Annotated in this window: 17 protein-coding genes; 13 read left to right on the forward strand and 4 right to left on the reverse strand. The window is 71.0% G+C overall.

The features are described 5' to 3' along the window. The first annotated feature begins 26 nt into the window (after positions 1 to 26). The 3 genes from Q0C41_RS10080 to Q0C41_RS10090 all read left to right on the forward strand — a co-directional run bounded on the left by Q0C41_RS10080 (position 27) and on the right by Q0C41_RS10090 (position 4058). Entirely contained in the window at positions 27 to 1463 is a 1437-nt protein-coding gene (locus tag Q0C41_RS10080; protein ID WP_291983414.1) for a hypothetical protein, read from the forward strand. Next, positions 1460 to 2686, forward strand: a complete 1227-nt coding sequence (locus Q0C41_RS10085; RefSeq protein ID WP_291983416.1) for an MFS transporter — start codon at positions 1460 to 1462, stop codon at positions 2684 to 2686. Before Q0C41_RS10080 ends, Q0C41_RS10085 begins: the two co-directional genes overlap by 4 nt. A gap of 61 nt (positions 2687 to 2747) precedes the next feature. Next, positions 2748 to 4058, forward strand: coding sequence for a Gfo/Idh/MocA family oxidoreductase (locus tag Q0C41_RS10090; protein WP_291983417.1), 1311 nt, complete (start codon positions 2748 to 2750; stop codon positions 4056 to 4058). Positions 4059 to 4070: 12 nt separating this feature from the next. Here Q0C41_RS10090 and Q0C41_RS10095 read toward each other — a convergent pair whose 3' ends face one another. After that, entirely contained in the window at positions 4071 to 5033 is a 963-nt protein-coding gene (locus Q0C41_RS10095; protein WP_291983418.1) for a gluconeogenesis factor YvcK family protein, read from the reverse strand. 70 nt (positions 5034 to 5103) lie between these two features. On the opposite strand from Q0C41_RS10095, the gene Q0C41_RS10100 reads away from it, so the two are divergent. The 9 genes from Q0C41_RS10100 to Q0C41_RS10140 all read left to right on the forward strand — a co-directional run bounded on the left by Q0C41_RS10100 (position 5104) and on the right by Q0C41_RS10140 (position 15370). After that, a complete protein-coding gene (locus tag Q0C41_RS10100; protein ID WP_291983420.1) occupies positions 5104 to 5901 on the forward strand; it encodes a DUF1295 domain-containing protein in 798 nt (265 codons plus the stop codon). A gap of 134 nt (positions 5902 to 6035) precedes the next feature. Then, positions 6036 to 7079, forward strand: coding sequence for a cyclopropane-fatty-acyl-phospholipid synthase family protein (locus Q0C41_RS10105; RefSeq protein WP_291983421.1), 1044 nt, complete (start codon positions 6036 to 6038; stop codon positions 7077 to 7079). 81 nt (positions 7080 to 7160) lie between these two features. Continuing rightward, positions 7161 to 7889, forward strand: coding sequence for a hypothetical protein (locus tag Q0C41_RS10110; RefSeq protein ID WP_291983422.1), 729 nt, complete (start codon positions 7161 to 7163; stop codon positions 7887 to 7889). Next, positions 7886 to 8725, forward strand: coding sequence for a YgcG family protein (locus Q0C41_RS10115; RefSeq protein ID WP_291983424.1), 840 nt, complete (start codon positions 7886 to 7888; stop codon positions 8723 to 8725). Before Q0C41_RS10110 ends, Q0C41_RS10115 begins: the two co-directional genes overlap by 4 nt. 57 nt (positions 8726 to 8782) lie before the next feature. Next, the gene (locus tag Q0C41_RS10120) at positions 8783 to 9349 is read left to right on the forward strand and encodes a LemA family protein (RefSeq protein WP_291983425.1); all 567 of its coding nucleotides are present in this window, start codon (positions 8783 to 8785) and stop codon (positions 9347 to 9349) included. Continuing rightward, positions 9346 to 12291, forward strand: a complete 2946-nt coding sequence (locus Q0C41_RS10125; RefSeq protein WP_291983426.1) for a hypothetical protein — start codon at positions 9346 to 9348, stop codon at positions 12289 to 12291. The genes Q0C41_RS10120 and Q0C41_RS10125 overlap by 4 nt, the downstream gene beginning before the upstream one ends. After that, positions 12254 to 12775: a DinB family protein gene (locus Q0C41_RS10130; RefSeq protein ID WP_291983427.1), complete on the forward strand. Its 522-nt coding sequence runs from the start codon at positions 12254 to 12256 to the stop codon at positions 12773 to 12775. Before Q0C41_RS10125 ends, Q0C41_RS10130 begins: the two co-directional genes overlap by 38 nt. Continuing rightward, on the forward strand, positions 12772 to 14292 hold the full coding sequence (locus Q0C41_RS10135) for a hypothetical protein (protein WP_291983428.1): 1521 nt from the start codon (positions 12772 to 12774) through the stop codon (positions 14290 to 14292). Before Q0C41_RS10130 ends, Q0C41_RS10135 begins: the two co-directional genes overlap by 4 nt. Positions 14293 to 14431: 139 nt before the next feature. Continuing rightward, entirely contained in the window at positions 14432 to 15370 is a 939-nt protein-coding gene (locus tag Q0C41_RS10140) for an alpha/beta fold hydrolase (RefSeq protein WP_291983429.1), read from the forward strand. Positions 15371 to 15533: 163 nt separating this feature from the next. Here Q0C41_RS10140 and Q0C41_RS10145 read toward each other — a convergent pair whose 3' ends face one another. The 3 genes from Q0C41_RS10145 to Q0C41_RS10155 form a co-directional block, all read right to left on the reverse strand. After that, positions 15534 to 16178, reverse strand: coding sequence for a hypothetical protein (locus Q0C41_RS10145; RefSeq protein ID WP_291983430.1), 645 nt, complete (start codon positions 16176 to 16178; stop codon positions 15534 to 15536). Between the two features lie 102 nt (positions 16179 to 16280). Continuing rightward, positions 16281 to 16793, reverse strand: a complete 513-nt coding sequence (locus tag Q0C41_RS10150; RefSeq protein ID WP_291983431.1) for a hypothetical protein — start codon at positions 16791 to 16793, stop codon at positions 16281 to 16283. Between the two features lie 168 nt (positions 16794 to 16961). Continuing rightward, complete coding sequence (locus Q0C41_RS10155; protein WP_291983432.1) at positions 16962 to 17528, reverse strand: ECF-type sigma factor; 567 nt, start codon at positions 17526 to 17528, stop codon at positions 16962 to 16964. Between the two features lie 75 nt (positions 17529 to 17603). On the opposite strand from Q0C41_RS10155, the gene Q0C41_RS10160 reads away from it, so the two are divergent. After that, the coding region (locus tag Q0C41_RS10160) for a serine/threonine-protein kinase (protein WP_291983433.1) at positions 17604 to 20275 on the forward strand (2672 nt) is incomplete at its 3' end.

A 20275-nucleotide genomic window follows, 5' to 3' on the forward strand; every position in this document is an offset into this window, starting at 1 on the left:
CCCTACCCCCCCCTCGTGTTCCGCCCATGAGCCGAACCTACCCGCGCATCGCCGCCCTCAAGACCGCCGCCCAGTTCGAGACCCACGTCGCCGCCCTCGGCACCACCCTGCCGTTCGAGGCGGCCGTCGAGGCCGCGCCCGTGTCGCCGCTGGCGGCGGCGATCGACACGACCGCCGGACGCGCAGGCAACCGCTTCTGCATCCTGCCGATGGAGGGCTGGGACGGCACGCTCGATGGCCGGCCCACCGAGCTGACGCGTCGACGCTGGCAGCGGTTCGGGGAGAGCGGCGCCAAGCTGATCTGGGGCGGCGAAGCGTTCGCGGTGCGCCACGACGGACGCGCCAACCCGAATCAGTTGTGCCTCGGCCCGACGTCCGAGGTGGATCTGGTCCAGTTGCGTGAGGATCTGCTCACGGGTCACCGTGCCGCAGGCCTCGCGACCGACGACCTGGTCATCGGCCTGCAGCTCACCCACTCCGGACGCTACTCGCGTCCCGATCCCGACAAGCAGCCGAAGCCGCTCGCCGCCTACGCCCATCCGGTGCTCGATCGGCGGGTCAGCCCCGCAGGGCCGGTGCCGTTGCTGACCGACGATGACCTCGACGACCTGTCGGCGAGGCTGGTGCAGGCGGCAGTGCTGGCCCAGCGCGCCGGCTTCACCTTCGTCGACGTCAAGCACTGCCACGGCTATCTCGGGCACGAGCTGCTGTCGGCACATGCGCGCGACGGCCGGTTCGGCGGCGACTTCGCGGGTCGGACCCGCCTGCTGCGACAGACGGTCGAGGGCATTCGCCGGGATGCGCCCGGACTGGCTATCGGCGTGCGCCTGTCGGCCTTCGACACCTCGCCCTTCCGCAAGGGCGTCGACGACATCGGAGAACCCGAGGCCTCGCAGGCCGAGTACGCCCACGCCTTCAGCCGCTGGGACGGCACGGCGGCGCTCCCCGATCTCACGGATGCCCGGGCGTTCCTCACGTTGCTCGAGCAGCTCGGGGTGGACCTCGTGTGCCTCACCGCCGGCAGCCCGTACTACAACCCGCACATCCAGCGACCGGCGACGTTCCCGCCGTCCGATGGCTACCAGCCGCCCGAGGATCCCCTGATGGGTGTAGCCCGACAGATTGCCGTCACGGCAGCCCTCAAGCACGACTTCCCGGCCCTCAGGATCGTCGGGTCGGCGTACAGCTATCTGCAGGAGTGGCTGCCCAACGTCGGGCAGGCGGTGGTGCGGGAGGGCGGGGCCGATTTCATCGGGCTCGGCCGCATGGTCCTGTCGTACCCGGACCTCCCGCTCGACGTGCTGCGCGGCCTGCCGCTCAAACGCAAGGCCATCTGCCGTACCTTCAGCGACTGCACCACGGGCCCGCGCAATGGCCTGGTCTCGGGCTGCTTCCCCCTCGACCCGTTCTACACGGCCCACCCCGATCACGCGCGGCTGAAGGCCGTGAAGGCGGACGCATGAGTGCGCCACACGAGACGACCAGCCCGGACGAGATCCCGCGGAGCGGGCAGATCACGGCCGCGGCGACCGCCTTTGCCGCGCTCTTTGCCGCCGTCGGCATCGGCCTGTACGGGCTGACGTTCTTCTACGACTTCTTCGTCAAGGACTATGGCTGGACGCGGCAGCAGGTCACGTCGGGCAACGCCTACAGCAAGCTGCTCATCGGTCCGCTGTTCGGCTATCTGGCCGGCTACCTGATCGACCGCTACGGCCCGCGCCGCCTGCTGCTGGTCGGCATCCTCATGGCGGGTGGCGCGATGATCGGGCTCGGGTACGTCTCGACACTCGCGGGCTTCTATCTCTGCTACATCTTCAACGCGCTCGGCTATGTCTTCGGGGGCCCGTTGCCGGTGCAGGTGCTGCTCTCGCGCTGGTTCACCACGGCGCGCGGCAAGGCCATGGGCTTTGCCTACATCGGCATCGGCATCGGCGGCACGGTGGTGCCTGGCCTCGCCTACTGGCTGACCATGAACTTCGGCTGGCACCGCGCCATGCAGGTGCTCGGCTGCCTGATGATCGCGATCGCGTGGCCGCTGGCGTGGATCGTCAAGGACGCGCCGCCGTCGTTTGCCGCCGACCAGGCGGCACGCCCCGCCGCCGCGCCCCTCGGCGAGGTGTTGCGCTCGTCCTCGTTCTACCTGCTCCTCATCGGCAGCATGTGCTCCATCGGCGCCGTGGGTGGCACGATGCAGAACCTGAAGCTGTATCTGAGTCTCGACCAGCAGTACGGGCAGGGCGACGTGGCCCGCATCCTGTCGCTGGTCCTGGCCGGCAGCATCCTCGGTCGCCTGCTCATGGGCTGGCTGGCCGACCGCTGGCATCGCAAGCACGTCATGCTGCTCATCTACGTCATCGTCGCCGCCGCCATCCCGCTGCTGTTGCTGGCCGACTCGTGGACGATGCTGCACGTGTTCGCGCTGCTGTTCGGCATCGGCCTGGGCGGCGACTACATGATCATCCCGCTGATGGCAGCTGACCTGTTCGGCGTGCAGAGGCTCGGGCGCGTCATGGGCTTCGTGCTGACGGCCGACGGCGTCGCCGAGGCCGTGTCACCGATGCTGGTCGCCGGGCTGCGCGATCGCATGGGCAGCTATCGGCCGGGATTCCTGCTGCTCATGGGGCTGGCGGCCGTCGGCGCGGCGGCGGTGGCGCTATTGCCGAAGAGACACCAGACCACGGCGTGACGGCCCGTTCGGAGAACGGGCCCTACCCGTGCCGGCCTCGATGTCACAGCAAGGTGTACCCATGGACAGACGCGACTTCCTCCGTTCAACGCTGGCCGCGGGCACCGCAGGACTCGGGGTCTCCGCCGTGACCTCCGCGGCAGCCTCGACACAGGTGGCGCCCTCCGATCGTCTGCGCCTCGGCTTCCTCGGGACGGGCGCGCGCGCGCACCAGTTGATCGACGCGTGTCGCGCCCTGCCGGGCCTCGAGATCGTGGCGCTGTGCGACGCCTACACGGGACGCGCCGAACGGGCGAAGGCCCGCAGCGGCGGCACCGCGGCGATCCGGCCGGACTACCGCGCGGTACTCGACGACCGCGGCGTGGATGCCGTGTTCATCGTCACCCCGGATCACTGGCACCGCACCATGGCCCTCGCGGCACTGGATGCCGGCAAGGACGTGTACCTCGAGAAGCCGATGACGTACGCGATCACCGAAGGCCGCGAGATCATCGCGGCGGTCGATCGCTCGTCGCGGGTGCTGCAGGTCGGCAGCCAGGGACCGAGTTCCGCCCTCGAGCGCGCCGCGCGCGAGATCGTCAAGAGCGGTCGGCTCGGGCAGATCACACTGGTGCGCGCCGCCTTCAACCGCAACACCGCGGGAGGGGCCTGGCTCTATCCGATCCCGCCGGACGCCAGCGAGACGACCGTCAACTGGGCGCAGTTCCTCGGGTCGGCGCCGCCGCGGCCCTTCAGCCTCGAGCGCTTCTTCCGCTGGCGCTGCTACTGGGACTACTCCGGCGGGCTGGCGACGGACCTCTTCGTGCACCTGGCGACGACGATTCATCACGTGCTCGACGTGCAGGGCCCTTCGCACGTCATGGCGGCGGGATCGACGCACCGGTGGACGGCCACGCACGAGGTGCCCGACACGATCGATGCGCTGCTGACGTATCCCGAAGGCTTCACCGTGACGCTGGGCTGCACGTTGAACAGCACCGGGGGAGAAGAAGGCGTCCACATCCACGGCACGAAGGGCACCCTGCATCTGCTCGGCGATCGGCTGCGGCTGACCACGGAGCAGCCCGGTGACGACAACCGGTGGGTGGTGCGGTCGTGGCCGGAGTCGCTGGAGCGCGCGTACTACGCCGACCCGAAGGTCCAGGCCATCGAGACCGCGGGGTCGCAGCGACAGCAGACCTCGCCCTCCGGCGAGGAGTGGGTCGTCCGTGGCGAGAGCGAGGACGTCGCGCACGTGCGGTCGTTCGTCGAGGCGGTCCGCTCGCGCACCCAGCCTGTCGAAGACGCCCGCTTCGGTCATCGCGCCGCGGCGGTGGCGCACCTGGTGAATCAGTCGATTCGAGAGGGCAAGCGCCTCACCTTCGACGTGTGAGCGGCACGGCCGTCACAGGAGTCGTCGCGCCAGGACACCCCACATCGCGTACGCGAGGCGGCGACGCTGGTGGCGGGCGATGGGACCGTGCCAGAAGGGCGCCTGCACGACCTCGACGCCGGTCGGCATGTCTCCCAGGGGCAGGGGACGCTTGTGCTCGCCGGCATACCGCGCCAGCACCTCGGCCGGCGGCCGCGACGAGTTGAAGAGGACGGTGTCCACGGGACGGCCGATGGCCTCCGCGATGCGGCGCACGGCGTCGGCCGCGGTGAAGTCGGCCATGCCCTGCCCCTCGGTCAGCAGGTTGGCCACCAGCACCACGGGGCCCTGGAAGTCGGCCAGCACGTCGCGCACGCCGCCGACCAGCAGCGGCGGCAGCAGACTGGTGAAGAAGCTGCCTGGCCCGATGATGATGGCATCGGCGCGGCTGAGCGCATCACGCGCCGCGGGGTGAATGGTCACGGCCGGGGACAGCCACACTCGTCGCACGAAGCGCCCTTCGGCCTGCCCCGCGTCGACCTCCACCTCGCCCGTGGTCATCGTGCCGTCGCCGTATTCGGCGCACAGGCTGGCCGACTCGGTGCTGATCGGCCAGACGAAGCCGCGACAGCCGAGCACGGCCCGCAACCCGTCCACCGCCGCCTGGAAGTCGCCGCTGAACTGCTCCATCATCGACAGCAGCAGGTTGCCGCCGGTGTGGCCGCCGAGCCGGCGGTGCTCGAGGGTCGGCAGCCGCGTCAGCAGCACGCGCCGCGCCTCGCCTTCATCGCGCGCCAGGGCGAGCGCGCACTTGAGCACGTCGCCCGGCGGCAGCACGCCGAGTTCGTCGCGCAAGACGCCGGAGCTGCCGCCACTGTCGAACATCGTGACGATGGCGTGCACCTGCAGCCAGGGATTGGTCTTCAGGCCGCCCAGCAGGCTCGGCAATCCCGTGCCGCCCCCGAGGCACCCGACGTGCAGTTCGCGCAGCCGCATCGCGGCCGATTGTGCCCCGCCCCACCCGCCGGAGCAACTCCGGCCGCGCGGGAGGCGTCCTTAGGGGCACATGGCGCCGCTCGTCTCCCTGCTCCTGGCAGGCCTGTTGTTCCTTGCCCTGCTCATGGTGGTGGTGTGGCTGTTGTCGCTGCTCTGGCACAACGCCGGCATTGTCGACGTCGCGTGGTCGGCCGCCTTCACCCCCGTGGCGGCCGCCTACGTGTGGCTGGCCGACGGCTGGCCGACGCGCGACGCCCTGCTGCTGGCCATGGTCACGACGTGGAGTCTGCGCCTGGCGGGCCATCTGTTCGTGCGCGTCAAGGCCGAACATCCGCAGGAAGACTCGCGCTATGCCGCCCTCCGCGCCCACTGGGGCGCGTCGGCCAATCCGCGGATGCTGCTGTTCTTCCAGGCGCAGGCGCTGGCCGCGCTGGTCCTGACCGTGCCTTTCGCCATCGCCGCGCTCAACCCGACCCCGGCCCTGGCTCCTCTCGAGTGGATCGGCGCGCTGGTGTGGGCCCTGGGGCTGATCGGTGAGTCGACGGCCGACCGCCAGCTGGCGCGCTTCCGGCACAATTCGGCCAACAAGGGGCAGGTGTGCCAGGACGGCCTGTGGCACTACTCCCGCCACCCGAACTACTTCTTCGAATGGGTCATCTGGTGCGGCTTCGGCCTGTTCGCGCTGGGTTCGCCCGGCGGCTGGCTGGGATTGCACGTCATTCCGCTGATGTTCTACGTGATGCGCTACGGCACCGGCGTCCCGTACGCGGAGGCATCCTCACTGCGCAGCCGCGGCGATGCGTACCGCGCCTACCAGCAGACGACCAACGTGTTCTTCCCGGGGCCGAGGCGAGCACGGGGAATTTGACATTGGACATGTGAAATGCCCGCAGGGCGAACATCACCCTTCGCCCTTCTTGCTTTCTCCCTTTCCCCTTTCGCCTTCGATTCTGTCTTTTTGCCCTTTTCGCCCTTTTCGCCCTTTCCACTTTGAACACTGCAATGACCCAGTGGCCGTCCATCGATTCGGTGCTCGATCGCGATGTCGTCCCCGACGCGCTCATCCGCGCGGGGATTCGGCGCAACCTCGCCGTCCGCCTCAAGAGCGAGGCGCGTGACGGGGCCGAGTCGGCCCACGCCGCCAAGATGGCCTGGGTCGAGACGCTGCGGCGCTCGCCGATCGCCATCGCGACCGACGATGCCAATGCGCAGCACTACGAGGTGCCGGCGGCCTTCTTCGAAACCGTGCTCGGGCCGCACCTGAAGTACAGCAGCGGCTACTGGCCTGCCGGTGTCACCACCATCGAGGCCTCAGAGGCGGCGATGCTCGCGCTGACGTGCGAGCGCGCGGCGCTGGCCGACGGGCAGCGGATCCTCGAACTGGGCTGCGGCTGGGGATCCCTGTCGCTGTTCATGGCCGCACGGTATCCCGGGGCCCACATCACGGCCGTGTCGAACTCGCGGACGCAGAAGGCGTTCATCGATGCGCGCGCGGCCGAGCGGGGCCTCCGCAATCTGGAGATCGTCACCGCCGACATGAACACGTTCACCTGCGAGGGCGGCATGGACCGCGTCGTGTCGGTGGAGATGTTCGAGCACATGCGCAACTACGCCGCGCTGCTGGAGCGGATCGCGGGGTGGCTGGTGCCGGGCGGCCAGCTCTTCGTGCACATCTTCACGCACCGCGAGCACGCCTACCCCTACGAAGACACGGGGCCGGGCGACTGGATGGCGCGGCACTTCTTCACCGGGGGCCAGATGCCCTCTGACGATCTCCTGCTCTACTTCCAGGATCATCTGCGCATCGACGCGCACTGGCGGGTGAACGGCACCCATTACGCCCGCACTTGCGAGGCGTGGCTCTCCCGCATGGATGCGGCCGCACCGACGGTCCGCCAGCTCTTCGCCGAGACGTACGGCGAGGCCGACGTCACGCGCTGGTGGTCTCGCTGGCGGATCTTCTTCATGGCCTGCGCCGAGCTGTTCGGCTGCCGCGGTGGCGATGAGTGGATGGTGTCGCACTACCGGTTCCGCACGCCCAGCTAGGCTGGGCGCCGCCGCGTGACGGCCGCGCCCCCGGTTGCCGGTTCCCGGTTGCCGGTTGCCGGTTCCCGGTACTATCAGAAGATGACAGCCCTGCAGGCGGCCGGGACCCTCGCTGACGACCTCGCCGGTATCTTCGGGGCGCGACTGCGCGCCGTGCTCGTGTTCGGGACCCATGCCCGACCGCACCCACGGGCCGTGAAAGCGCCGGTGCAGACGCTGGCGCTGGTGGACCGGCTCGAGTACGCGGATCTGGCGGCGGGGGCCGACCGTGCCGCCGGGTGGCAAGCGCGCGGGCTGGACATCCCCCTGCTGCTGCCGATCGACGAGTTCCGCAACAGCCTGGACTCGTTCCCGCTCGAGTACGGCGACATCATCGCGCACCACATCCTCGTGCGCGGCGACGATCCGTTCGCCAGCCTGACCGTGGCGGCCGAGGACCTGCGGCGGGCGTGCGAGGTCAACGTGCGCTCGCACGCCATCCACCTGCGGGAGGGCTTCCTGCTCGCCGGGCAGCGGCCTCGCGAGATTGCCGATCTGATCGTCGCGTCGGCGACGCCGTTCGCCTCGCTCATCCAGACGTTTGCCCTGGTGACCGGGGCGCCTCGCCAGAGCCCGCCCGAGGTCCTGGCGACCCACGTGGGTCGCGTCGCGGGGCTGGATCGGGACCTGCTGGCGCGCCTGCTGGCACTCGAAGAGGACCACCAGCTCGACCAGAGCGAGGCCGTGCCGTTGTATCCGGCCTACCTGGACCTCGTGCAGGGGCTCGTCCACGCCATCGACGGCTGGCACCGCGAAGGGACGCCGACGTGATCGCCTCATGGCCCGGCGTACGGGCCCTCGTGCGGGTAGGCGTAATCATGGTCGCGCTGGTCGTGGCACGGCCTGCCCTCGCGCAGGAGGCCCTTCCACCGCTGACCAAACCCGTCAACGATTTCGCCAACGTCATCGACGCCGCGAGTGAGGCACGGATCGACGACCTGAGCCGTCGGCTCCAGGCAGCCACCGGCGACACCATCATCGTCGCCACGCGCGACGTGATGGCTCCCTTCGCCGACGAGCGCGAGCTGGCCGTGAAGTGGTACGAGAACGGCGGGCGGGGTATCGGCGACAAGGAGAAGGACGCTGGCGTGCTCTTCGTCCTGCTGCCGAAGGATCGCGCGGTGTGGATCGAAGTCGGCTATGGCCTCGAAGGGGTCATCACCGACGGTCTGTCTGGCAGCGTGAGTCGGCAGCTGATGACGCCGCTGTTCCGCGAGGGCCGCTACGGTGAAGGCCTCGTGGCAGGTGTCACGGCCGTGGCGCAGCGCATCGCGAAGGAGCGCAACGTGTCGCTCGGCGATCTGCCGGCCGCGCCGCGGGCGAGCCCGCGCGCGCAGGGGCGCGGCATGCCACTGTGGGCGTTGATCCTGCTGTTCCTGCTGTTCTGGTGGCTGTCCAGCCGCGGGGGCGGCGGGCGGGGTGGGCGCCGCGGACGCTCCTCCATGTGGGGGCCCTCCTGGAGCGGGTGGGGCGCGGGCACGACGCTGGGCGGCATGACCGGTGGGTTCGGCGGTGGCAGCTTCGGTGGGGGCAGTTTCGGTGGCGGCGGCTTCGGCGGCTTCGGTGGCGGCATGAGCGGTGGTGGTGGCGGCGGTGGCCGCTGGTAGTGATTCGGGTACTCTGGTGCCGTTGAGGCACTGGGCCTTGTGGATTCGAGGACGACGATGAACCGACGCACTTTCTGGCAGCAGGGGCTGCTGGTCCTGGCCCTCTTCTCGCTGACGGGCTGCTCCTACAACTCCTTCACCAGTCAACAGGAAGCCATCAAGGGCTCCTGGTCCGAGGTGGAGAACCAGCTCCAGCGACGCAACGACCTGATCCCCAACCTCGTGAGCACCGTGAAGGGCTTCGCGGCACAGGAGAAGGAGATCCTCGATCGCATCGCCGCCTCGCGCGAGAAGCTGGCCGGTGCGCGGTCGCCGGGCGAGACGATCGAAGCCGCCAACGAGCAGAGCTCCGCGCTCGCCCGCCTCCTGGTGGTGGTCGAGAACTACCCGCAGCTCAAGTCCAACGAGAACTTCATGCGGCTGATGGACGAGCTGTCGGGCACCGAGAACCGCATCACGGTGGCGCGGGGCCGCTACAACGAGAAGGTGACCGCCTACAACGCGCTGCGTCGGCGCTTCCCCTCCAACGTCACCGCGAAGATCTTCGGCTTCGACGAGTGGAAGTACTTCGAGGCGCCCGCATCCGCGCGCGAGGTGCCCAAGGTCGACTTCTCGGCCAAATGAGTCGACGTTCCCTGACGGCCGCCGCGTGTGGCGCGGCAGCCGGCCTGGGCCTCTGGGCCTCCCTCGGCTCGGTCGACCGCATGCAGGCCCCGGACGGGGCCGTGCGTGTGGCGATGCTCCCGTCGCTCGCCATGCTGCTGCTCGGCGTGGTCGCGGGCGCACTCCTCTTCGTCGCTCTCCATCGGCTCATCGAGGTCGCCCTCCGTCGGCGGACCGAACGTGCGGCGAGCGCCGACGAGACGGCCCTGGCCCCGCTGCGTGTGCTCGCCGGTGGCGCGGTCCTGGTGTTGCCCTACCTGCCGTGGGTGGCCGACGCGTGCCCGGCGCTGATGGTGCTCGCGGGCCCCGGCAGCCGGCTCACCTGGGGCGTGCTGCTCGCGCTGGCGGTGTGGGCCCTGGTCGTCGAGTCTCGCGCCGATGGGGAGACCCGCACCACCGCGACGCCGGGCGAAGCCCTGGCGCGGCGACGGCGCTGGACGTCCGGGGTGCTGCTCGGCAGCCTGATCTCGTCGGCGATCCTGGCGAGTCAGTTCACGCGCACGCCGCTGTTCCCGGGCGGCGACGAGCCGCACTATCTCGTCATCTCGCAGAGCCTCTGGCGGGATGGCGATCTGCGCATCGAGAACAACCACACGCGGGGTGACTACGAGGAGTACTTCCACCGGACACTCGCGCCGCACTACCTGACGCGCGGCGTCGATCGCCAGATCTACTCGATCCATCCGATCGGGATGCCGGTGCTGATGACGCCGGTGTACGCCCTCGGCGGCTACGACCTGGTGGTCTACGCGCTGCTGCTCCTGGCGGCGATCGCCATGACGTCGGCGTGGCGGCTCGCGTGGGCGGTCACGGGCTCGCCTGCGGCGGCCACCGTCGGCTGGGCGGCGCTGGCGCTCGGTCCCCCGTGGATCTTCAACACCTTCGCCGTCTATCCCGAGGTCCCGGCCGCGTGCGCCGTGGCGCTCGCCTTCGCGTGGACGTCCGGCTGGCATGCCGAGCGTGGCGCGCACCGCGCCTCGCTGGAGCTGCCGGCATGGCGCTGGTGGGCCGCCGGCACGGCCATCGGGTGCCTGCCCTGGTTCAGCACGAAGTACCTCGTGATGGCCGCGGTGCTCGGCCTCCTCTCGCTGCTGCGTGCGTGGCTGCCCTGGCCCGGCGAGCCCGCGGCACGGCGCCGCGCCACCGCCCGCACGCTCTTCGTCTCGCTGCCCAACGTCGTGAGCCTCGCGCTGTGGTTCCTGTTCTTCAAGGTGATCTGGGGGACGTGGTCGCCCACGGCGCCGTACGGATCGCAGCGCGAGACGCGCCTCGAGTACCTCCCGGCCGGCGGCCCGGGCCTGCTCTTCGATCAGGAGTACGGCATCGTCGCCTTCGCACCGGCGCTGCTGATGGTGATCCCGGGCCTGTGGGTGCTGTGGCGGCAGGGCGGCGGGCGACGACGCCTGGCGTTCGAACTCGTGGCGGTGTTCGCCGGGCTGCTCGGGGTGGTCGGGGCCTTTCACATCTGGTGGGGCGGCAGCGCGATCGTCGGGCGGCCCCTGGTCTCGGCCTTGCCGCTGCTCGTGATCCCGGTGGCCGCGCAGTGGGCCGCCTGCGCCACGCAGCCGCTGCGCCGGGCCGCGCAGCACGTCCTGCTGTGCGTGGGGACGGCGCTCACCGTGCTGCTCGCATCCGCGCAGGGTGGCCTGCTGCTCGTGGCGGGGCGTGACGGGGCCTCGCAGGTGCTCGAGTACCTCGCGCCCTCGACGCCGGTCTGGACGCTGCTGCCGACGTTCCTGCGACAGTCCCCGTCGCAGGCCTGGATCGGCGTGCTGCTGTGGGCCGGCGTGGCGCTGCTGATCGGCGCGGCGCTGGGCCGGAGTGCTCGCCTCGCCCACCGCGCCAGCACGCAGCATCTCGTCGCGTGGTCGCTGGTGGTCGCCGCGGCGGCGCTGCTGTCGGGCGTGGCGACCAGGGCCGTCGCGCCGAGCACGGCCGCGCCCTCGCTCGACGAGCGCCCGCGCGTGCGCCTGCTCGACGAGTTCGATGCCGCGCGACGGCCGCTGGCCATCCGTTACGATCCGCTGACGCGTCTCGATCTGTCGACGGTCCCCGAGCTGTTCCCGCTGGTGGTCCATGCCGCGGGTGATCGGCGTGAGGACCGTGCGACCCAGCTCTTCGGCCGCCGCCTGTCACTGCCGGCCGGCACCTACGGCGTGGATCTCATCTTTCCGCCGTCGACGGCCGGCGACGCCCCCCAGGGTCCAGTGGATGGGGCGCTGGCCGTCCATGCCGGGCGGACCAGCCCGGCGTTGCAGACGTGGTCGGTCTCGGTGGAACCGCCAGGATCGTGGGGACGCACGTTCTCGCTGCCGGTGGACATCGGATTCGTCGGCTTCAAGGCCTCCGCGCCGATCACCGACGCGTCCCCCCGCCTGCGCCTCACCCCGCAGACCATCGTCGACGCCAGCGCACGACCGCGGACGCCAGCCGTGCTCGGCAGCCAGGTCTATGCGGGGCTGGCGGTCCTCATCCATGGCGAGGACGCCTGGCCGGAGCCCACGGGACTGTGGCTGCGCGGCAGGACGACGGTCATGCTCACGCTCGTGTTTCCCGATGACGCCTGGCGGACGTTCGATCTGCGGGCGGGGGCCGTGCCCGTCACCGTGACCGCCGAATGGGGAGGCACGACCTTACGGTGGGCCCTCGCGCCCGGCGAAGTGGCGCGGACGATCATCGATGCGCCGGCGCCGACACCGGGGCAGCCGACCCGCACGGCCCAGTTGCGCGTCACGACGTCTGAAGGATTCGTACCCGCCGAGCTGGATCCCGCGAGTCGGGATCGACGTCTGCTCGGCACATGGCTGGAACTCGGCCGGATGCCTCCGGGACCGGTCGTCGGCGGCATACTTGGGGGGCTACGTCATGATCCAGTCGCTGCTCCGCCAGCAACTCGACGCTGAGTTGGCCTGCTCCCGTGAGGTCCTCGTGGCCGCGCAGCAGGCGCCGCTCGGCTGGAAGCCGCACGAGGTGTCGTTCCCGCTCGGCCGACTCGCCATGCACGTCGCCACCATCCCGTCCTGGATGCCGGCCTTCACGCGTGGCGACGGCTACGACATGGGCGCCGGCGGCCCAGGCCCGCGGATGCCGGCCACCGCCGCCGAGATCCTCGAGGCCTACGACGACGCCGTGGTGCGCGCGCATGCCGTGCTCGACACCCTCGACGACAGGGCGCTGGCCGAGCCATGGACGCTCCTGCGCGATGGCGCGCCCATCGCCACCATGCCCCGCGCCGAAGCCGTCTCGCGCTACGTGGTGCGCCACCTCGTACACCACCGCGGCCAGTTGACCGTGTACCTGCGCCTCTGCGGCATCCCGGTGCCCGCGCTGTACGGTGATTCGGCGGACCGTCGGATGCTGCCCCCCGAGGCGGAGGTCGGCGCATGACGTGGCGCCTGGCGACGCGTCTCGCGGCGAGCACCGTCGGTGGCGCACTGCTGGTGGCCCTCGCCATCGCGAACGCGGCAGGGTACCGCTTCGGCGTCTCCGACCAGGCGTTCTACCTGCCGTCCATCCTCTACGCCGGCGATCACGCCTTGTACCCACGCGACGCCACGCTGTTGCAGGCCCAGGGCCGGCTGATGGTGAGCGACGAACTGACCGCCTGGATCGTCGCGCACACCGGTCTGTCGATCGAGGCTCTGTTCCTCGCTGGCCACCTCGCCAGCCTCGCCCTGCTGTTCACGGCCGTGTGGCTGTTGGCCCGGCGACTCGCCGCGTCACGCTGGACCGCCGCGGCGGCGTGCCTCGCCGTCACGCTTCGTCATCGCATCACCGAGACCGGAGCGAACACGTTCGAAGGCTATTACCATCCGCGCGGCCTGGCCTTCGCCTGTGGCGCCCTGGGCGCGGCGGCGATGGCCCGCGACCGGGTCGGCACGGCCTGGGGGCTCGTGGCTCTGGCCACGGTGCTGCATCCGACCACGGGGGTGTGGTGGGCGGTCTGGCTGGTCGCCGCCACGTTCGTGGTGCGCCCGCAGTGGCGCCGCCACCTCACCGCGGCCACGATGGCAGCGGCGGCCCTGGCGGGCGCCGCCCTGCTGTTCACGTCGATGGGCGGCCGCCTGCGCGTCATGGACGCCGCGTGGATCCTGCCCTTCGCGTCGAAGGACTATGTCTTCCCCAACGCGTGGCCACTCGGGGCCTGGTTCGCGAACCTGATCCTGCCGGTGGTGGTCGTCGCCGTGTGGCGCTGGCGGGTGCGGGAGGGACGCGCCGCGCCCTGGGAGGCGGGCATGGCCGCAGGCGTGGTCGTGCTGACGGCCACCTTCCTGTTGTCGCTCCCCTTCATCGCGGCGCACGTCGCGCTGGCGGTGCAGCTGCAGACGTCGCGGATCTTCTGGGTGGTCGACCTCTTCGCTGTCCTGAGCATGACCTGGGCGCTGGCCGAAGCCGTGTCGGCGGCCGCGGCAACGCCTGCGGGCTCTCGCGCGCGGGCCTGGCGGCCCGTCGCGCTCACCGTGGTGCTGCTGGTGGCGTCAGCGGCGCGCGGGCTGTACGGCCTCGGTGTGGAGCACCCAGAGAGAGCATTCGTCCAGGCGACCTTGAAGGAGACGGACTGGGTGAGGGTTGGCCGCTGGATCGCCATACACCGGCCCATCGATGCCCACGTGCTCGCCGATCCGGACCACGACTGGAAATTCGGTCACAGCGTGCGGTTGACCGCGCAGCGCGACGTCCTCGTGGAAGGCGTGAAGGACGCGGCCGTCTCCCTGTACGATCGTGACGTGGCCACGCGGGTGCAGGCTCGCCTCGAGGCGATCGGCGACTTCTCGAGCCTCGATGCGCCGCGCGCCCGCGTCCTGGCGCAGCAGTTCGACCTCGACCTGCTGCTCATCGATCGTGATCTGCCGTTGCCGGAATTGCACCGCGATGGCCGCTTCCGCGTCTATCGATTGCAATGAGCGCAGGCGGCCGGCTCGGCGAGCCGGCCCTCCCGAACGGACGCGCATGCCGATTCCCGATTCCCGATTCCCTCACGTGCACGCGCCTCTCCCGATTCCCGACTACGTCCCGTCGCGCAGGTGGTCCGGCGGCCATCGCATGACAGTATTCGCATGGGCGCGGCAGCGCGCACTGCCGTCGCTGCCCGCACCCGAGGCCTGCTACTTCGACACGGACACGGATGCCCGCGTGCTGGCGCATTGCAACTGGCAACCCCGTCGCGAGGCCGCGCCCGTGCTGCTGCTGCTGCACGGGCTCGAAGGGTCGAGCCTGGCGCACTACATGCGAGGCATCGCCGACAAGGCCTTCGCCGCCGGCTTCAGTGTGGTGCGCCTGAACCAGCGCAATTGCGGCGGCACCGAGCATCTGTCGCGCGGCCTCTACCACTCCGGCCTGACGCACGACCCGCTGTTCCTCCTGCGGCACCTCATCGACGACGAGCACGTACCGGCGGTCGTCATCGCCGGCTACTCGCTCGGCGGCAACCTCACGCTCAAGCTCGCGGGTGACCTGGGCACCGACGCCCCGCCACAGCTCAAGGCCGTCTGCGCCGTCTCGCCGACGATGGACCTCGCGCTGTGCGTGGATGCGCTCGAGCGTCGGACCAACGTCTTCTATCAGTGGAACTTCATGCGCAACCTGCGCGCCAGGATGCGCCGGAAGGCGGCCCTCTTCCCTGATGTGTACGACCTGGCGAAGCTGAAGGGCCTGTGGACGGTCCGCGGTTTCGACGATGCGTACACGGCGCCGATGAGCGGCTTCGGGACGGCCACGCGGTACTACCACGAGGCGTCGAGCCTCCGGGTCGTCGATCGCATCCGCATCCCGGCGCTGATCCTCACGGCCGCCAACGACCCGTTCGTGCCGCCCGAGCAGTTCACGCGGCCCGAAGTGGAGGCCAACCCGCATGTGCGCGTGCTGATCACCGAGGACGGCGGCCATTGCGCGTTCGTCAGCGAGCCCGACCCGGCCCACGACGGCTACTGGGCGGAACACGCGGTGGTCGCGTGGGCGAAGCACCATGCGACTACCTCGTGAATGCCGCGATGCTGGGAATGCCGGAAATGCCGAAGACCTGCCGCGCTTGCATCGCCGGCATTCGGCATCGCGGCATCGCGGCATCGCGGCATTCAGGAGCCGAGCCTGGCCTTGAACCGCGAGGCGAACTCCGGGCCTTCCCTTCGCCCTCGTGCCCCTGCTGCTACGGCACGTCGACCAGGTGACCCGAGAGCACGGCACTGAAGAACGGGAACGAGGCGGCCGGGATGCCGTCGAACCCGACCACCACGTCTGTGCCTGGGTCGGCGTACACGCGCATGAGCCGCGCACCACGGTACGCCATGCCCGGCCCGGGGCGCCCGACGTTGACCCGGACGTCGAAGGGGCACGAGTGCGGCGTCTCCGCGCCGTTCACCCGCGTCCTCACCGCGAGCCCGAGCAGCACGTCGTCGGCGTCGCCGGCGCTGCAGGACGCGTACTCGATCACGAGTCGCTTCCCCGTGGGGACGCGGAAGCGGTTGTTGTCGGGCAGGTTCGATGTGGGCTGGAAGAGCACGATCTGGATTGGTTGCGGTGCGCTGTCGCCGACCACCGACACCGGCAAGGGAACACTGGTGTCGATGGTGACCGGTGTGCCCAGCGACACCGGTACCGGCGCGCTGCCGTCGATGACCACCGGTGCGCCCAGCACCACGGGGACTGGCGCGGTGGGGGCATTGACAACGCGCACGGAGAGGCCCGCTGGCGGGCCGGATTGCGCACGCGCGCCGGGGGCGGCCAGGACGCCGGCGGCGATCAGCGACAGGCCGGTGATGAAGATCCTTGCTGGAGCGAGTGGAGTGCACATCGTTCGGTTCCCTTCGTTGCGGCACACCTGGTGCGCCCGGATCGCTGCCGCAGCGTCCCGGGGGCTCGAGTGAGCGTTCAGTCCTTCTTACCCGTTCCCGACCTACTGGAGTGCCGGCACCAGCAGCCCGATGAGAATCGCGATGATCGCGATCACGACCAGGCCTGCTCCCATGAACACCTGGTCACCGATGCGAATCACGACGGCTGTGGCCTGCCCACGCGTCTCGGCGGCAATCTGCACCGGCAACCCGACGATCTCCGGCATGGCGGCATCGGTCACGACGCCCCACAGCCGGAATCGCTCGCCCTGCGGCACGCGCTCGCGCTCGGTCCGGGTGATGTCGAAGTGCAGGTTCCCTTCCGGATGCACCGGGTCGCTCGCGCTGCCGCCGCCCGTGCCGCTCTCGAGGTTCACCCGAAAGTCGAACGAGAGCTTCAACCGGCCAGCCAGGCCGGGCAGGTCGCGGTTCCACACGGCGCCGTGCGCGTAGAGGGTGTCTGCACGCGGGTGGGCGGCCTGGGCGTCGGTCGCCGTCACGGTCGCGGCGAGCGCGGTGCCGGCAGACGCGAGCAGATGGCGACGGTCCATGCGAAGGTCGAGGGTCGTGTCCATACACAGGTCTCCTGGTTGACTGGTCGCGCGAAGGCGACGGCCCGGCGGCGCGTGAGAGGCGCCTGTCTGGAGATCACCGTGGGACGGCGAGAGATGACAGCCGGTGAGGAAGTGCCCACCGACCCGGAGCTGGGAACGGCAGAGGCGAGGCGGGCGGGCGCGCCGCGGCTAGTCGGCTAGCGCCTCGTGCAGCAGCAGCCGTGCCTTGGCCCACTCGCGGTGCACGGTGCGAACCGACAGTCCGCGGATGGCGGCGATTTCGTCGAACGTGAACCCGCAGAAGAACCGCAGGTCGACCAGTTCGGCGAGCGCCGGGTCGGTCGTGGCCAGCGCGGCCAGCGCGGCCTCGAGCGCGTCGGCGTTGGCCAGCGGCTCGGCGGCAATCGCTCGCTGTTCGTCAAGCGTCGTGAACGTCAGCTCGCCGCCTCGTTTCTCGGCGCGCCTGCCCCGCAGGTAGTTCAGCACCAGCCCGCGCATCGCGCGCGAGGCGTAGGCGAGGAAGCGGTTGCGATCGGGAAAGGCCAGCGAGTCGCGGTCGGCGATGCGGAGGTACGCCTCGTGCAGCAACGTGGTCGCGCCGAGCGTGATGTTGCCGCCGGCGCGGTAGACATGCCCCTCGGCCAACCGGTGCAGTTCGGCGTACAGCGCCGCGAACAGGGCATCCTTCGCCGCCGCGTCGCCGGCCTCAGCGCTGGCGACGAGGGCGGCCAGCGACGGTGTCGAATCCTGCGCCATGCGACCCACGAGAGCGGCGGGATGGTAGCACGGATGGCACCAATCAGGCGCGCTGGTGATCTATGGTGTAGCGCCATGTCCTGGGACCGCGCCCTCTGGCCTCGCCTGAGCCCGCTGCTCGACCGCGCCCTCGACCTCGAGGGCGCCGCGCGCGACGCGCTGGTCGCATCGGTCCGTGCCGACTCGCCCGGGCTGGCCGACGTCCTCGCGCACCTGCTGGCGCAGCACGAGCGGTTGCTGGCGGGCAGCTTCCTCGACGAGCCAGCGGTCGGCACCGACGCCAGCGCGTCGCTGGCCGGTCAGGCCGTCGGCCCCTACACCCTCGAGCGTCCGCTCGGCATGGGCGGCATGGGCACGGTGTGGCTGGCGCGGCGGACCGACGGCCGCTACGACGCGCACGTGGCCGTCAAGCTGCTGAACCTCTCGCTGATCGAGCGAGGCGGCCAATCGCGGTTCCGGCGGGAAGGGACGCTGCTGGCCCGGCTGTCGCACCCGCACATCGCCCGTCTGCTCGACGCGGGCGTGACCGCGGCCGGGCAGCCGTACCTGGTGCTCGAGTACGTGGACGGCGATCCCATCGATCGCTTCGCGGACCAGCGCCGGCTCGACCTCGCGGCGCGCCTGCGGCTCTTCCTCGAGGTGGCCGACGCCGTGGCGCACGCGCACGCCAACTTCATCGTGCACCGCGACCTGAAGCCATCCAACATCCTCGTGGACACAGGCGGGCACGTCAAACTGCTCGACTTCGGCGTGGCCACGCTGCTGTCCGAACATGGGAGCGTGAGCGCCACCGTCACGGGACGCGCGTTCACGCCGGCCTATGCGGCCCCCGAACAGGCCGCCGGCGAGGCCGTGACCGCCGCCACCGACGTCTACACCCTGGCCGTGGTGCTGTTCGGCCTGATCACGGGCCGGCACCCGACGCTCGATCCGGACGCGGCCGCCGAAGTGCCCGCGGCCCTGCGGTCGGTCGTCGATCGCGACCCGTTGCTCCTCAGCGATGCCGCTGCGCGCGCGCCCTTCGAGGCCTGCGAGCGGCGCGCCACGACCCGCAGTCGGCTCGTGCGGGCGTGTCGAGGCGACCTCGACACCATCCTGGCCCGGGCGCTCAAGAAGGCGCCGGCATACCGGTACGCGAGCATCACCGCCTTTGCCGACGACGTGCGTCGTCATCTCGCGCACGAGCCTGTGCTGGCGCGCCCCGATTCCCGGTGGTACCGGCTCCGACGGTTCGCCGTCCGCCGGAGAATCGAAGTCGCGGCGGGCGTCGTGGTGGTGGCCGCGCTCGTGACCGGGACGGCCGTGGCCATGCGGCAGGCCGCGGCGTCGGCCGTCGAGCGTGACCGGGCGCTCGAGCAGATGCGGCGGGCGCAGGCGACCAACGACGTCAGCGCGTTCCTGCTGGCGCAGGCGCGCCCGGCCGACGGTCGCCCGGTGTCCAATGCCGACCTGCTGGCGCAGGGTGAGCGGCTCGTCGAGCGCCGCTTCCCCCGGGGATCCACGGTGCGTGCGCACCTGCTCCTGATGCTGGCCGATCGTTACCAGGAGAATCAGCAGTTCGCCGACTGGCGGCGCGTGCTGCAGCGCGCGCGCGACGAGGCGGCGGCAAGCGGCGACGTCGCGCTGCAGGCCAGGGCCGCGTGCGCGTGGGCCACGACTCTGCTCGAACAGGGTGGGCACGACGAAGCGCTGGCGCTCATCGGCGGCACGCTGGACGGGCTCGCGAGCGACCGGGCCCTCGACGAGGCGAGGGCAGCGTGCCTGCTGGCGCAGAGCATCGCGGCCCGGCAGGGCGGCGCCGACCCGGCACTGGCCGTCGATGCCGCGGGCCGCGCGGTGGCGCTCGAGGCGTCACTCGCCGCGTCCCCGGACCGTGAACTCGAAGCGCTCGTCGCGTTGAGCAGCGCGTACTCGGCCCGGCGGCAATACACCGCGGCCGCCGACACGACGGCCCGAGCCTTGGTGCTGCTCGAGCGCCAGGGACTGACCGACTCGATGGACTTCCCGGCGCTGCTCAACAACCTCAGCGCCCAGTTGCAGGACGCCGGGCGATCGGTCGAAGCGGTGGCGGCCGGTCGGCGGGCCGTGGAGACCGCGCGGCGACTGGACGGCGAACGAGGCGCGTCGCTGACGATGCTGACGACGTACGGCGTCGCCCTCTCGTCAACGGGCGATCACGCGGCCGCCGCGGCGGCGTTCGCCGAAGCGCTCGACAAGGCCCGCGCGGCCGGCTCGGCACGGCGCCTCGTGACGACGCTGGCTTCGGCCATCCTCGACCGCGCGGACGTGGGCGACGTGGCCCGCGCGGACGCGCTGCTCGCCGAGGGAATGCGCACGCTGACCGCCGATCCGTCCGCCTTTGCCCGCGGGCTCATGGAAGCCTCGGCCGCGCGCGTGGCGCTGGCGCGAGGCGACGTGGCGACGGCCGTCGAGCGCGCGCGTGCCTCCGTCGCCACGCTCGACACCGCCACGCCGACGAAGGCGTCGCTGCTGCCCGCGCAGACGTTCCTCGCGCGGGCGCTCAACGCGGCCGGCCGGTTCGACGAAGCGCTGACCTACGCCGGCCGCAGCGTGGCGATGGCCCGTGAACGCCTGGGTGACCAGACGCACTCGTCGCAGCTGGGCCTGGCCCTCGTCGAGGCGACGGCGGCACGCGCGGGACTGGGGCAGACCGACGAGGCCGCGCGCCTGGCCGCCGACGCCGCCGCGCAGCTCACAGCCACCGTGGGTCCGGCGGGACCCGGCGC

Origin of the sequence: Luteitalea sp. (assembly GCF_022842525.1) — a bacterium.
Lineage (GTDB): Bacteria > Acidobacteriota > Vicinamibacteria > Vicinamibacterales > Vicinamibacteraceae > Luteitalea.

What these genes read in the sequence shown, in the direction of transcription:
- Q0C41_RS10080 (WP_291983414.1), top strand. Translation starts at nt 27, where the DNA reads ATGAGCCGAACCTACCCGCGCATCGCCGCCCTCAAGACCGCCGCCCAG.
- Q0C41_RS10085 (WP_291983416.1), top strand. Translation starts at nt 1,460, where the DNA reads ATGAGTGCGCCACACGAGACGACCAGCCCGGACGAGATCCCGCGGAGC.
- Q0C41_RS10090 (WP_291983417.1), top strand. Translation starts at nt 2,748, where the DNA reads ATGGACAGACGCGACTTCCTCCGTTCAACGCTGGCCGCGGGCACCGCA.
- Q0C41_RS10095 (WP_291983418.1), bottom strand. Translation starts at nt 5,033, where the DNA reads ATGCGGCTGCGCGAACTGCACGTCGGGTGCCTCGGGGGCGGCACGGGA.
- Q0C41_RS10100 (WP_291983420.1), top strand. Translation starts at nt 5,104, where the DNA reads ATGGCGCCGCTCGTCTCCCTGCTCCTGGCAGGCCTGTTGTTCCTTGCC.
- Q0C41_RS10105 (WP_291983421.1), top strand. Translation starts at nt 6,036, where the DNA reads ATGACCCAGTGGCCGTCCATCGATTCGGTGCTCGATCGCGATGTCGTC.
- Q0C41_RS10110 (WP_291983422.1), top strand. Translation starts at nt 7,161, where the DNA reads ATGACAGCCCTGCAGGCGGCCGGGACCCTCGCTGACGACCTCGCCGGT.
- Q0C41_RS10120 (WP_291983425.1), top strand. Translation starts at nt 8,783, where the DNA reads ATGAACCGACGCACTTTCTGGCAGCAGGGGCTGCTGGTCCTGGCCCTC.
- Q0C41_RS10125 (WP_291983426.1), top strand. Translation starts at nt 9,346, where the DNA reads ATGAGTCGACGTTCCCTGACGGCCGCCGCGTGTGGCGCGGCAGCCGGC.
- Q0C41_RS10130 (WP_291983427.1), top strand. Translation starts at nt 12,254, where the DNA reads ATGATCCAGTCGCTGCTCCGCCAGCAACTCGACGCTGAGTTGGCCTGC.
- Q0C41_RS10135 (WP_291983428.1), top strand. Translation starts at nt 12,772, where the DNA reads ATGACGTGGCGCCTGGCGACGCGTCTCGCGGCGAGCACCGTCGGTGGC.
- Q0C41_RS10140 (WP_291983429.1), top strand. Translation starts at nt 14,432, where the DNA reads ATGACAGTATTCGCATGGGCGCGGCAGCGCGCACTGCCGTCGCTGCCC.
- Q0C41_RS10145 (WP_291983430.1), bottom strand. Translation starts at nt 16,178, where the DNA reads ATGTGCACTCCACTCGCTCCAGCAAGGATCTTCATCACCGGCCTGTCG.
- Q0C41_RS10150 (WP_291983431.1), bottom strand. Translation starts at nt 16,793, where the DNA reads ATGGACACGACCCTCGACCTTCGCATGGACCGTCGCCATCTGCTCGCG.
- Q0C41_RS10155 (WP_291983432.1), bottom strand. Translation starts at nt 17,528, where the DNA reads ATGGCGCAGGATTCGACACCGTCGCTGGCCGCCCTCGTCGCCAGCGCT.